Origin of the sequence: Sporosarcina sp. JAI121, from assembly GCF_013408665.1 — a bacterium.
GTDB lineage: Bacteria > Bacillota > Bacilli > Bacillales_A > Planococcaceae > Sporosarcina.
In genome coordinates, this window is sequence record NZ_JACCCL010000001.1 from 1,885,117 (window position 1) to 1,899,100 (window position 13,984).

The 13,984-nt window shown below is 40.4% G+C and carries 12 protein-coding genes; 2 read left to right on the plus strand and 10 right to left on the minus strand.

The features are described from left to right. Position 1: 1 nt before the first annotated feature. The 7 genes from HDC33_RS08885 to HDC33_RS08915 form a co-directional block, all read right to left on the minus strand. Positions 2-1,039, minus strand: coding sequence for a type IV pilus twitching motility protein PilT (locus tag HDC33_RS08885; protein WP_179392092.1), 1,038 nt, complete (start codon positions 1,037-1,039; stop codon positions 2-4). Between the two features lie 11 nt (positions 1,040-1,050). Continuing rightward, positions 1,051-2,709 carry a GspE/PulE family protein gene (locus HDC33_RS08890; RefSeq protein ID WP_179392093.1) on the minus strand — a complete coding sequence of 553 codons (1,659 nt, stop codon included), beginning with the start codon at positions 2,707-2,709 and terminating at the stop codon, positions 1,051-1,053. Positions 2,710-2,735: 26 nt separating this feature from the next. Beyond that, a complete protein-coding gene (locus tag HDC33_RS16820) occupies positions 2,736-4,094 on the minus strand; it encodes a VanW family protein (RefSeq protein ID WP_179392094.1) in 1,359 nt (452 codons plus the stop codon). Beyond that, positions 4,084-4,488, minus strand: a complete 405-nt coding sequence (locus tag HDC33_RS08900; protein ID WP_179392095.1) for a hypothetical protein — start codon at positions 4,486-4,488, stop codon at positions 4,084-4,086. The genes HDC33_RS16820 and HDC33_RS08900 overlap by 11 nt, the downstream gene beginning before the upstream one ends. A 230-nt stretch (positions 4,489-4,718) precedes the next feature. Continuing rightward, entirely contained in the window at positions 4,719-6,443 is a 1,725-nt protein-coding gene (locus HDC33_RS08905; RefSeq protein ID WP_179392096.1) for a GGDEF domain-containing protein, read from the minus strand. 21 nt (positions 6,444-6,464) lie between these two features. Then, positions 6,465-8,168 (minus strand): sensor domain-containing diguanylate cyclase, encoded by a 1,704-nt coding sequence (locus HDC33_RS08910; RefSeq protein WP_179392097.1) that lies wholly within the window; start codon positions 8,166-8,168, stop codon positions 6,465-6,467. A 106-nt stretch (positions 8,169-8,274) separates the two neighbouring features. Beyond that, complete coding sequence (locus HDC33_RS08915; protein ID WP_179392098.1) at positions 8,275-9,492, minus strand: bifunctional folylpolyglutamate synthase/dihydrofolate synthase; 1,218 nt, start codon at positions 9,490-9,492, stop codon at positions 8,275-8,277. A 62-nt stretch (positions 9,493-9,554) separates the two neighbouring features. Here HDC33_RS08915 and HDC33_RS08920 point away from each other — a divergent pair, with 62 nt between their 5' ends. Together HDC33_RS08920 and HDC33_RS08925 are read left to right on the plus strand one after the other, a co-directional pair. Then, positions 9,555-10,421, plus strand: coding sequence for an ATP-grasp domain-containing protein (locus HDC33_RS08920; protein WP_179392099.1), 867 nt, complete (start codon positions 9,555-9,557; stop codon positions 10,419-10,421). Next, entirely contained in the window at positions 10,418-11,212 is a 795-nt protein-coding gene (locus tag HDC33_RS08925) for an ATP-grasp domain-containing protein (RefSeq protein ID WP_179392100.1), read from the plus strand. Before HDC33_RS08920 ends, HDC33_RS08925 begins: the two co-directional genes overlap by 4 nt. 414 nt (positions 11,213-11,626) lie before the next feature. Here HDC33_RS08925 and HDC33_RS08930 read toward each other — a convergent pair whose 3' ends face one another. From HDC33_RS08930 to HDC33_RS08940, 3 genes are read right to left on the minus strand one after another with little or no spacing between them, the layout of a single operon-like run. After that, positions 11,627-12,838, minus strand: a complete 1,212-nt coding sequence (locus HDC33_RS08930) for a hypothetical protein (protein WP_179392101.1) — start codon at positions 12,836-12,838, stop codon at positions 11,627-11,629. A gap of 15 nt (positions 12,839-12,853) precedes the next feature. Beyond that, positions 12,854-13,303 (minus strand): PulJ/GspJ family protein, encoded by a 450-nt coding sequence (locus HDC33_RS08935; protein WP_179392102.1) that lies wholly within the window; start codon positions 13,301-13,303, stop codon positions 12,854-12,856. Positions 13,304-13,331: 28 nt separating this feature from the next. Continuing rightward, positions 13,332-13,760: a type IV pilus modification PilV family protein gene (locus HDC33_RS08940; RefSeq protein WP_179392103.1), complete on the minus strand. Its 429-nt coding sequence runs from the start codon at positions 13,758-13,760 to the stop codon at positions 13,332-13,334. Positions 13,761-13,984 lie beyond the last annotated feature (224 nt).

The following is a 13,984-nucleotide window of genomic DNA, read 5'->3' on the forward strand; positions in this document are numbered from 1 at the left end:
GTTATTCATCACCGCCCAAGTATTGCATGGCGGTATCATAAGAAATGATTCCTTGATCAAAGAAGCTACGGACGGATGATTCCATCATATGCATCCCTGAAGCACGATTTGTCTGAATGATAGATGGAATCTGATGGACTTTCTCGGTTCTTATCAAGTTTGCGATTGCAGAATTGTTGATCATCAATTCCGTTGCCGCCCTTCTCCCTTTTCGGTCCGCTGTTCGAAATAACCTCTGCGAAATAACGGACGTCAAGACACCGGCAAGTTGCACACGGATTTGAGACTGCTGTCCATGCGGAAATACATCAATGATCCGATCGATTGTCGATGCTGCACTCCATGTATGGAGCGTTGCAAGGACGAGATGACCTGTTTCCGCCGCAGTTATCGCTGTCGAAATCGTTTCCAAGTCACGCATTTCCCCGACAAGGATAACATCAGGATCTTGCCGCAGTGCTGCGCGTAACCCTGACGTAAATGAAGCCGTATCGAATCCGACTTCCCGCTGATCAATGATCGATGTTCCATGCGAATGCATATACTCAATCGGATCTTCGAGCGTAATGATATGCTTGCGCATCGTTTCATTCATATACTTGATCATCGCTGCTAGCGTCGTAGATTTACCTGACCCCGTTGGACCTGTCACAAGAATAAGTCCTTGAGTCGTCTCCGCCAACGTCTTCAACGTTTCAGGCAATTGTAAGTCATCTATCGTAGGGATTTTTGTTGGAATCGTTCGGAAAGCGAGCGACACGGAACCGCGCTGCTGAAATGCATTAACACGAAATCGCGCCGCTCCCGGAACTTCATAGGAATAATCGATTTGACCGTGTTCCATGAAATCCGCATACATCTTATGCGGAACTGTCAATTGTGCAACCGTTTCAGTAAAATGATTATCAATACTCAATTCTCCGTACCGCTTCAAATCCCCATGAACCCTGAATATCGGTGGTACGCCGACCGTAAGATGGACATCTGAAGCATTATATTCATACGCTTTCCTAAGCAGTTCATCAATTTTCTGTTTCATTCACAAAACTCCTATTCGATCAATGCGACGCGCAACACTTCTTCTGTCGTCGTGATCCCTTGTTTCACTTTCAATAAACCGTCATCCATTAAAAACACAGTCTTATTGCGAGTTGCAATTTCCCGTAAAGCCGCTGACGAACGGCCGGTATTAATAACTTCCCGCATTTCGTCGTCCAAAACGAGCACTTCATGGATAGCGATCCTTCCGCGATAGCCAGTCATATTGCACACCGCACAGCCCGACCCCCTCATCACTTTCTCTATCGAAATGCCGCGCTTTTCAAAAATTTCGACTTCGCGATTTGTCGCGTCCATTTCCCGGCCGCAATCCCGGCACACCCGACGGATAAGTCGTTGGGCGATAACCGCATTTAGCGATGACGTTACGAGAAACGGTTCAACCCCCATATCCAGCATTCTAGTAATAGTAGCGATTGAATCATTTGTATGAATCGTACTGAGGACCAAATGTCCTGTCAGTGATGCCCTGATAGCAATTTCAACCGTTTCACGATCCCGAATTTCCCCGACCATGACAATATCGGGATCTTGCCTCAAGATTGATCTGAGTCCTGCTGCAAACGTCAATCCAACATTTGGATTGACTTGTATTTGGTTTACCCCTTCGAGCTGATATTCAACCGGATCTTCAACCGTAATGATGTTCACTTCTTCTTTATTCAATTTATTAAGCGCGGCGTAAAGCGTCGATGACTTCCCCGATCCCGTAGGCCCGGAAATTAGTACGATGCCACTGGGCTTTTCGATTTGTTCAAGGAACCGTTCCAAATTCAGCCTGTTAAAACCGAGTTTCGTCAAATCATTTAACGAACTGCTGAGATCCAGGATCCGCATGACGATTTTTTCACCATAGACTGTCGGGAGTGTGGAAACACGAAGATCGATCGGGCGGAAATCCACATTTGTCTTGATGCGGCCGTCCTGTGGTATCCGATGTTCCGTTATATCGAGATTCGCCATGATTTTAATCCGTGCGCTGACCATCGCTTGCATATACTTCGGCAAAAAACGTTCTGACTTCAACATGCCGTCAATCCGGAAACGTATGGCGACCTGATGTTCCTGGGGATCAAAATGAATATCACTGGCTTTTTGCGTGATAGCGGAAGACATGAGTTGATTGACAAGCCGGACGATGGGCGAGTCCAAATCGGTCAACTCATCTTGCTGCTCCAGCTGTTCGGGCGTTTGCTCGATGAACAACTCGTCGAACGACTCTTCATCGTAATACTTCGAGATGGTGCGCATAATATCATCTTTAGATGCAATGGCAGTTTCTATTTGAAAACCGGTCGACAACCGTAAATCGTCGACCGTAATATAATCCATCGGATCGGACATCGCTACAAAAAGCCTGTCTCCTTCCGCTTTCAACGGAACTATCAGGTTTCGTTTGGCGAATTCTTTCGGTACGACATTGAATAGTTTCGGATCAAAAGGATATCTGAATAAATTGACGTGCGGAATTCCGAGTTGAAACTCCAACACTTCGATCAGTTGCTGTTCCGTAATGAAACCATGTTGGAGCAGTGAATCGCCGAGTTTCTGATCACGCGGCTTTTCATTCAACGTCGTTTGTAGTTGTTCATCTGTCAGTAGACCGGACTCAACGAGCAGGTCGCCAAGTCGTTTGCGTGTAGTCGCCATGCTGTTCCCGCCTTTCGTTCAATCGCTTACTCAATGACATTTCCGCCTTTATCATACTGGACGGGTTCTTCATCTTCTTCCGTATTTCCTCCGCCTTGCACGTTAGACGGATTTTTTCCACTTGAAGTGCTCGATCCATTATTCGAACCGCTTGAACTAGAAGGGATTGGATTTCCTTGTGAATCAACCGTTTCGCCGTCTGTTTTCCCATCCGTTGTTTCTTCATTTACATCATTAGTAGTTTCGGTTGTATCCTTTTTTAATGGTAGGATTTCAGTTTTAGGGCTTGGAGCATAAAAATCCGATGAAATCAGTTCATCTAGTACTACCGCTCCTTCATACGAAACGGTTCGATGGACGTCTACTTCCATCCCCTTTCGTCCTTCATCGGCAACTTGTACTTGTCCATAGGGCACGAATGCGCTGAATTGCTGGACTGTCTTTGGCTCGAAGGTTTCTATCTGTCCAATATAAGGTTCATAGGAATAGAGCAAAGGCATCCCCGTAATTGACGAATGAATCGTTCCGTCTGTATATGCGGTATGCAAAGTGAATGTTGACTTATTCGGGTTCGTGAAAATGAAATTAAGCCCGATTTCCTCATTGATCGCAGCTTCAAAACCCGGCTTTGCACTTGGTACTAATATATTGCCGATATTCCTCTCATCCACCACAAAATTTGTTTGCAAAATCGTTGTGTACAGAACAGTGGCCAATACTGTCAATTGTTCATCAGAAACATGGCCGATTTCATTATTTCGGATGAAATCAAATAATGAAAATGTCGCAAAAGGTTCAATTTCCATACCGTTCAATGAAGTAATTAAATCCTTAGCAGAAACCGACAGTCCCTCAGCATCAATGGCCGAAGATGCGATCTCCGCCTCTGTGAAGTCCGAGTAGTCGGTAATATGGACAGATAGCGGCATAATTCCTGTCCCCAACTCCATTTCGACTCCGGATGCGATGGATTGAATACTTTCTTCACTGAAATCGATCGTTGGGAACTGCTGTGTCAGTACCGTTCGCAGACCATCGATCGATACTGTCGCTACAATCAAGTTCTCTTTTCCTGAATTCGCTTGTTGAACCGTTTTATCCACATCATAAGTGACTGTTTCAGCCGGTAATTCAACAGTAACGTCCTGATATGTCAAATCGACGGCTACGTCCTCTTGGAGTGAAGTGAAGTCGGAAGCAAGTTTTTCTTTGACTGCTTGTTCTTTTTGTCGTGAAACATCAAATGGTCCAATATAAGTTTGGTCTTCAAAGTTTTTCGATGTCACACTCGAGATAGCAAGAGCGCCGACAGAAGAAAAGCCGTAAAAAACGAGCGTCGCAGCCAAGACCGTTATAAATGTATTTAAAAATCCTTTATTCCCCACCTGGACGCCCCTTTTCTTTGCGGATTTCACTTTGTTGAATTGTAAAATCCTCTTCTATTTCCAATGACGACGCAACTTCATTACTAGTGTCTTCCCGATAAGGTTCAAGCGTTGTGGGTAATCTATCCATTTTCTGCCTTTTCATCTTATCTTCTTCAACTTGTCGAGGCTGCCTATCCAATAAAACCGCTATCGCAAATGCAAGCCCGAACATGACCAGTACTACATGTAGAGGATTAAATGCCCCTTGCATGAGAAGCCCTATAATAGAAATAAATAATCCAGCAAGAGCACCGAAGATAATCCAATTCCCTAACCTTTTTCGTCGAACAATAAAAATGAGTATAGGAAAAACTAGAATTGCGACCGCTAGCAGAATAACATATTTTAACATTAGACCCCTCCTAACTTGGCTACAATTAATACGCTTTACAAACTGGAATGTTTATCCTATTGAAATTCAGTTGTGATTGTCTCGTCTCCTATTTATTACTATTATCATAGAATCTAATTAGATTGTCACGAGATTAATATAGTAAAGGGCAGAAAGATAGAAAAAAGACCGGTTTCCCGGCCTTTACTTAAAAATTAAATTATAAAATGATGATAATTAATATTTCGCCTTTATAAAGTCTCAACATATTCCTTTCCGTAAACACCAACCCTATTCCTACCAGCCTGCTTTCCGCCAATGTATAGTGCTCGATCAGCATTGCGCAGTAGTTCTTTTGCGTCTCCGGAATCTTCCGGTACACTCGCAACCCCGATGCTAACCGTCATGTGAACATCGATAGGCTCCCTTTTTTCAGTTAAATCCGGCTTGATACGAAACGCGGAAAACGCCACTTCTTTTCTAATCTTTTCTGCGAGCCGAACCGTTTCATTTTTATTATAATTGGGCAGTGCGATGACAAATTCTTCCCCGCCGAAACGCGCCAATGTAGCCTCTTCAGGCACGAAGGTTTCGAGAAGTTTAGCTAGTGCAACAAGCAAATCATTTCCACACTGATGTCCATATGTATCATTAATGACTTTGAAATGATCAATATCCATCATAAGTAAGGTAAGGGCTGTAATTTCGCCCGTATGGAAACGGATAATTTCTTCGTCTAATTTTGCGTCAAGATAGCGAAAGTTATGTAATTTGGTTAAACCACATCGTTCACTTTGCTCAACTGTTTTCTCATAGTAGCGTGCTTTGACCAACGATATGGCAAAGTAACCTGTCAACACATCGACAATTTTCATTTCAAGTGCTTGAAATCCGTTTTTCTGTTTGGACGTCAAAATGAGGAACCCTTCTGTTTTCTGATTCCGTTTAATGGGAGCTGTCATAATGCTTCCCAACTGCCCTGTGAACTTGAAGTGTTTAAGTTCACTCGCTTCTTTTTTCGTTGAATATATTTTTGGTCTATCCATATTTAATCCATCATCCTCAGACTTTTTTGGGTTGAATGAAAGCCCGCTAATGTCTTTAGTAAGAATGCCGTCCTCAGACCCCATCAACGTGATCAAATGCTCCCCAGCCCTTAAATCCAGCACATATGCACTTTCATAAGGCACAACATTTTTCAATTCCTTGATGAAAGTTCTGATAACGTCTTCAAAGCCGATCCGATCTGCAAGCTCATGCCCGATAATACTCGCTGAATATAACTTATCATTCATATTGTTAGATTGGTTGTACCTTCTCACGATTAATAAAACGAGAAGAAATGGAATACCGATTAAGAGAATTGCTTTATTTCCAAATAAATCACTCAAAAAATAAAGGGCGATACTGAAAGGGAACAATAGCATTGTAACGGCAAAATCCCAAACAATGTATTTTTCTTTTACAGTTAACATACCTGTTTCGAAATATAAATAGAGTTGCATAATTGCGCTATTTATGACCGAATAACTGATGGCATAAAGAAGCCCGAATAGTATCAAGTTCATGAAATCCGACGTCCCGATGACTCCGCCTGCATAATGAAAAAAAGCACCACTTACCAATGAGACAAGAGTGAAGATCAGTGAGTTCACACAAAAACGATACATGGGCGGCAGATCCGATTTTCTAGTAAAAAGTAAAATGAACATCGCAATCTGCGTGAAAAGCAACTCCACAAATACACCGTATTGAAAGAACGCAGTAAAGGTAATCCAACGTTCCAACGAAACTGACATGTTGTTCAATTTTAATGGCATCGTCATCGTCACTACTAAAAGTGCGAATAGAACAGCAAGATTCAACCAATCAATTTTTAACGCAGGGAAAAGATTGTAGGCTAAAAGGAGGCCTGAAGGAAGAACGAATAACCAAATGATGAATATAATGTACTTTTGCCTTTTAGTTATTACCATTTCTCTTCCCCCTCACCCTATTCACTTTACATATTCCGCAACCCTGTTCCGCCCCGCTTGTTTAGCCCCTAAATAGAGCGCGCGGTCCGCATTGCGTAGCAATGTCATCGCATCATCCGTATCCGCAGGCGCCGAGGATACACCGATACTGGATGTAATGAGGACGATAAGCGGATGTCTATTGCTGTCTAGATCCGGGAGAATCTCAAAACTATGTCCACCGATTTCAGCACGCAGATTTTCCGCAAATTCAACTGCATCCTCTTTCGACATTCCAGGCAAAATATAGACGAACTCTTCTCCCCCGTAACGGCCAAGTGTCCCACCTACCGGAACCGCAGATTCAAGTTTTTTTGCGAACTGAGATAGAATATCGTTACCGCTTTGATGTCCATATCGATCATTTACTTTTTTGAAATGATCGATGTCGAGCATCACGACGGAAAGATTATCAATGGCATTGTTTTTCAGCCTGTCCATTTCATAAGCTAATTGTTCCTCAAGATACCTATAATTATAAAGTTTTGTTAGTGCACATCGTTCACTTCTCATAACTGCCTCTTGCATGTACCGTGCTTTTTCAACTGAAACCGTGAAATATGAACATAACAAGTCCAATATATTCAACTGATAATCTGCAAATGATGACTTCTTTTCTGAGGCTAATAGCATAACCGCTTCAATTTTCTGATTTCTCGAAATAGGGACGCATAGCACGCTTTGCATTTCATCGGGGGAATAATCTTTTGAAATCGCTTTCCACTCTTCCCTTTCCGAATAGATAGCAGGCTTATTCTGCTGGAGAACCAATCCAGCAATTCCTTGCCCGGAAGACAAATGGGCTAAATCGAGGTTGATGTATTTTCCCTGCTCGAAAGAACGGACAAGTTCAAGCCAACCATCTTTATTGTCAAAAAGATACACAAATTCCGCTTCAAACAAATCCGCAACTTTTTCGACAAACTGGTCAATCACTTCGTTTTCCGTCAAGAGTCCTGCTAGACCGTGACCGATATCACCCACTTGCTGCAAATTGTCATTTACTTTTTCCGAATTATTATAGAGGCGAATGACTAATGAAATAAAGAAGAATGGGATACCGAGTAATAGGAAAGTACCCGCCCCCACAAACTGCAATAAGTAATATAACGAAAGTGACAAAGGTAGCATGACAAGGATCATGGCATAATCGACCCATAAATCTTTTGAAAAAAACGGTGAATCGATTTTTTTATAAGTTGTATATAACTTCAACAAAATGTCATTGAAAAAGGTATGGACAAATTGATAGCAAAATACAGCAAAGATAACAGACCAAAATTCAAGCGATCCGATTTCACCGCCAACGATATCAAAAACAATAGCCGCGATAATCGACAATAAAAAATAGATGATGGAGTTTATGAAAAAGCGTTGCATGAATGGCATCTTACTTGGCAATGAAAATAGGAGTGCAAAGATTGAGATTTGCATAATGATCATTTCAACAAAAAGACCGTACAGTAAAAATACAGGCACTGTCACCCATAAGACTAGGAAAACCGGAGTGCCATTTCTCACTATCGGATAATAGACTGTCAAAAAACCGAACAATGTAAAAACAGCCGCATACATCCAGTTCACCTGCACGGGCGGATAGTTCATATATACATAGAACACGCCCGGTGGAACAATAAATAACCACAAAAAGAAGTAACGTATAGTGGATCTATTTGCAGCCTTCATAACAAAATCCACTCCCAAATGAGTAAGTCAGAAAAGAAAGATCTTAGTGAAAACTTTATCAAACCAATCAACATTTGTCACTATTATCCAAAAATAAAGTAAGGTGTCATATCCTTTTTGAGTTCATAAGACCTGAAATCAAATAGAGCGAACCTGTGACTATTTTCTTTTTATCCGCTTCCACACCTAGTATTATAGACTCACTTTCCCAATTTGTCACCCTTTTATCTCTATGATGGCAATATTCCATTAACTGTTCCCCTGTAGCCGCTTGAGGATGGGAAAACGTCAGGAATGTGAATGATGCGGCTACCGGAACAAGCTCATCAAGTGTTTTTTCGATATCTTTTCCTTTTAGCATCCCGATGACGAAGTCAACTTTTTCACCAGGAAATTCAAATCGGATTGTATCGGCAAGAACTTTTGCGGCGGCTGGGTTATGAGCCCCGTCCACATAAACACCAGGCGAAATTTCATGGAAACGATAGGCAAGCTGGGCTGTAGAAATCGCTTTAGCTACTAAGTCCTCCATGAGTGGAATCCCCGCTGTTAAAAGAGATTGAATTGCAACCGCTGCGTTTTCGCCTTGATGCGCCCCTTTCATCTTTCGCTCTCCCAAGTGGAATTTATTCGTTCCGCTAAAGTCATTATTGTTCAGGACAAACTGTTCTCCGTACATGAACAACGGACTGTCTTGTTGATTTGAAATATTCCGCACGACATGAATCGCTTCGTCAGGTAAAGATCCGATGACGACGGGAATCCCCTTTTTTATGATGCCCGCTTTATGCCCTGCCACTTCTGATATCGTTGTTCCAAGAAATGCAGTATGATCGAGCGCAATTGAAGTAATAACTGATACGAGCGGTATTACAACATTGGTACTGTCCAACTTTCCACCCATCCCTGTTTCCAGTAATACGTAATCGGGTGCCAGCCTTCCGAAAGTGACAAAAGCTGCAACGGTCAGCAGTTCAAAATCCGTCAACTTCCCGCTTAAACCTGCTTCTTTCATTGCACGGAATGATTTATCCAATTCCACTTTCGTTACCGCTTCGCCATTGATGCGTATCTGATCGTGCAGATCGATAATTGCTGGCGAAGAGAAGACCCCCGTCGAAAAACCATGTTCCTTTAAAATTGCTTCCATAAACGCAATCGTCGAACCTTTTCCGTTCGTCCCTGCTACATGAATGACGTCAACTTTCACTTCAGGATTGCCTATCTCAGCAAGCGCTTCTTTCACTGCTTTCAAACCAGGTTTAATCGAATCGTCACTGTCGATTCCCCATCGTTCTTTATATACATTCATATTTGGAATCAAAACTATCCCTCCGTATGTTAGAATCTAGTTAGAAAAAGTATATCATTTCCGGAGGGTACGTAATGCATAGTTGTTGGGTAATTTATAATGGCAGTCTGACGAGCGATAAATTCAAGGATCAGGCTGAGCTGCTGAAAGAGGCGGCTGAACGCGCTGGCGTACGCACTGAACTTAAAAAGAATTATGAAGTGATGATGAATTTAGATACGAATCTGGAGAATCGTCCGGATTTTGTTGTCTTTCTTGATAAAGATATTCTTCTTGCAACATTCTTGAAGAATGCAGGAATCCCCGTATTCAATGACCCCGACGTCATCGAGACATGCGATAACAAAGCGAAACAATATCTCGAACTATCGAAACAAGGCATTCAGATGCCTGAAACAATCATTGCACCGAAAGTGTATCCGAATTTTACAATCAAAGATTCAGGCTACTATGAACAAGTGCTGGAACGTCTCGGACTGCCGATGATTATTAAAGAAGGACACGGATCATTTGGCATGAAGGTGTACTTGATTGAAACGGAAGAACAGTTCTTTGAAAAGACGGATGAATTGCGCGGCGTTGACTATGTGTTCCAGAAATTCATTGCAACGAGCAGAGGACGTGATATCCGCGTGAACATCGTCGGAGGTGAAATCGTTGCGGCGATGTACCGTCATTCTGAAACCGATTTCAGGGCGAACATTACGAACGGAGGTGTCGCTACAGTAATTGAACTGACAGAACGCCAAAAAATGTTGGCGATACAAGCGGCTCACGCGGTCGGGGCAGAGTTTGCAGGTGTCGACCTACTATTCGGTGCCAATGAAGAACCGCTCGTCTGTGAAGTGAACGCAGCCGCCCACATCCGTAATATTTACAACGTCACGGGTATTAATGTTGCAGATGCGATGATCGCCTATATTTTGAGGAAGTTGTCATGAAGGGCTATGTGTATTATTCAAAAGGCGAATCGAAGAGGAATCGTGCTTTTATTGATGATTTAATGGAGGAATCTAGGAAGTTCGGGATTGAACTCCTATTACTAGTCGATGATGAACAGCCAGAGCCCGATGCAAATTTCATTCTTTTCAGGGATCGCGATACTAAACGTGCAAAAAAGTTTGAGATGGAAGGTTTCCGGCTATTCAACCGAGCAGAAGTTAATCGCATTGCAAATGACAAACTGCGTACGTTTGAGCTGGCTACTTTACTCGGTATTCCCGCTGTTCCGACGAAAGCGATTCGTGCTGTTGAAGAAATCGATACGTACCCCTGCGTATTGAAAACGGTCGATGGACATGGTGGTGACGAGGTATTTCTATGTACGGTGGAGGCCGATGCCGAAACGTTCTTTACCCAGTTCCACAATCGAAAACTGATTGTACAACCTTTCATCGAATCGGGCGCTCGGGACGTTAGGGTTTTCATGATTGGCAAAGAAGTTGTCGGTGCTGTGAAACGCACCGGTAATGACTCTTTCAAATCGAACTATACCCTTGGTGGCTCAGTTGAAAAATACACACTTTCCAGTTGGCAAGAAAAAGATGCAACAACAATCGCACAGGCTATAAAAAGCGATTATGTAGGGATTGATTTTCTTTTGTTGCCGGATGGCAGATGGTTGTTGAATGAGATTGAAGATCCAGTTGGAGCTAGATCGCTGTATGTGACGCATGATTTTTCGGTGGCGGGGAAATTGATGGGGTATATCAATGGAAAAATTTCAGAGTAAGAGTAAAAGATCAGCTAGGAATTGTGATTCCTTGACTGATCTTTTTTCATGAATTCCTTTATTAGTTATCAAATAAATGTCAGTAATATATCCCCCATTTTTATAGATTATTCCAAAAACCCAACCTACTTTAACTAGCCTTTTTCAATTCCCATATGTTTTTCTTGTCTAACCCGAATATACTCAGCAGAAGTCATTACATTTGTAATTTAGCCGTCCAGGAATTCATTAATTATTTTCAACGGTGCTTCGTTTGCCGTTTCCGTTCTACCTAACTCCATCTTGAAAATTAAAGGTGGATAGACGAAAGTAACATATAAATGAAAATTTCATTTGATATGGACTGTCTTCTTTTTATTAAATTGGTTTGTGTTTACCGATTAGTAGTGCGTCATCAAGGAACTTTTAATTAGTTCAATGGTAATTCACGTCAGTTAAACTTCCAAATAAGTATGGGGTAATATATGGATCAGTTGTATTGGTACCTTCCTTAATATTCAAACCGGTACATACATTCAAAAAATTAACAAGTGACCCTGAATATTTTGGACTAGACGTTGCATTTGTTGGCCATACTGGATTGATTGCGCTTGAATAAAATAACACTCTCTCTTTATTAATACTACTAAACTTAATTTTTTCGATATCTTCTTTACGATAACCATCAATATTTATGCATACTTTACCATTTGATTTAAATCCTATCTCAATATTACTTTCGATACTACCTGACCTGTCATTTCCCCCCATTAAGATTAAACTTCCGTTTAAATTATTCATGTTGTTTTCTATTTTAAGTGATTTCACGATTAGTATAGAATCCATATTGTTCATATTGTTTCCTGCGTTCAACATTCCATCGTGAATCCATATGAGGCCAATAAGTTGATTTGGATTTTTAGTGTTAATTAACCCATTAGTGTAATAATTACCTGCTATACACTTCCCATTTGAAGAACAAGGAATAATATTCTTTTTAAAATCTTTTTCGTTTAAGAAGTAATCATACATTTCTTTCGACTTTGTTATCAGCCCTTTGGGAGTAGATTGGTCTTGTAGAATAAAGTCATCAAGAGTAAATGTGATATTAGCTCTTAAACTTTTTTTCATTTCAGTAGAAGACGTCCCTTTGATTTCTAGATTAACGCCAACTTGATTTTTGTTTTCAACTTCATTTACTGTATTTAATTCTATAAGCTCAAATGTTATTGATTTATCATTTATATTAATATCATCTCTTTTGGTAGCACTATTTTTAATAGCCGTAATTTCATTACCCAAACTTTTTTTATACTCTAATTTCGCTTCATTATTTATCTCATTAATCGACTTTGACTGCGTACAATTAGGGGTTTTTGAACACGTAATATATAAATCCAATTTAGGCTCTGTCTTTTTTTTTATATCATTAAAAACAACTCGTTCGGCATTCCATATCTTCTGAAGATAATAATCCATTCCCATCTCAGCGACAACAAAAGCTAGATTACTTTTATCCACTATCTTCTCTTGTTTCATATTACCTATAGCTCCCCGCATAAAGACGGTACTTAGAATCATGATGAAAATAATTAATAGAAGGACAAATATTAGGGCGTAACCTTGTTGTTTTTTATGAGTTTCCATTTACATTCCCCTTTTTCATTGAATGCTCTTATAACGGGAAATCGTTGTTTGTACTTCAACTTTTAGTTTCTTGTTTTGAATATCTTGGACGGTAAGTTTTAAGTCAATGGTTGAATCATAAATCTTCGCTTCAATTACTTCTTCTTTATATTCAGGCAACGCAATGTAATGATAAATATTACTAACAATTTCATCTGGAATTTGATTTCCACCTACACATTTTTTCATAGAAACTTCGCTGCCTGTAATTGTTAATTGATAGCTATCACATTGTCTATGTATCCGTTGAATTTCGGTTATAATGTAATTTGCCTCTTGTTGCAAATGTAGTTTTTTTGTTTCCGCTAAATTATACTTCATACTAATTGAAATCGTATTCCAAATCAAAACCATTACTATGGAAACCAAAACTATTGTTGCTAATAATTCAACGAGCGTAATCCCTCTCTCATCAACTTTTTTCAATTCGGTTCCCCCGATTCATAGTAACCAATTATTTTTTCAGATAACCGTAAATCTCACTAATAACAGGACCGTCCTTGATAGCATCCTTAGCTTTCACTTTTATATGGATTTTATATAATGCTTTTGAATCTGTTGCATTTGGATCTTTTAACAAGTCCGGGGTATCAAAGTAGTCAACTTCAAATTGATAGCCATCTTGAGAATAAATATATCTCTTAAAAGGACCCTTCTGGGGGGAGGGTGATATGTTCAATAATTTATTGGTAGTCATCTGCAATTCAACAAGCTCCTGTTTGGCTAAATTCATCGTTACTAACTTGTCTTGTGTTTTAGCATTAAACAATGTCATTTGTGGAAAGACATTCATAAATCCAATGAACACAATTCCAAGAATAACAAGCGCCGCAAGTATTTCAACAAGTGTCAGCCCTTTTTCATTATGGATATATTTTTTCATGGCTGCCTCCATTTTAAAAGCATAATCTTATAGGTTCATTTTTCCTATATCCTATATTAAACATCATGATTAGTTACAATCTTGAATCAATATTACCATATTTATAATCAATTGAAAAAGTTGTTCTATTTAGCTATAGGCATGAAAAATTCTTAAATCTGCGGAGTAGATGGTTTCCAACACTTTCTACAGTCTAAAAAGACCCCGTTCGCAAATTCGCGGCG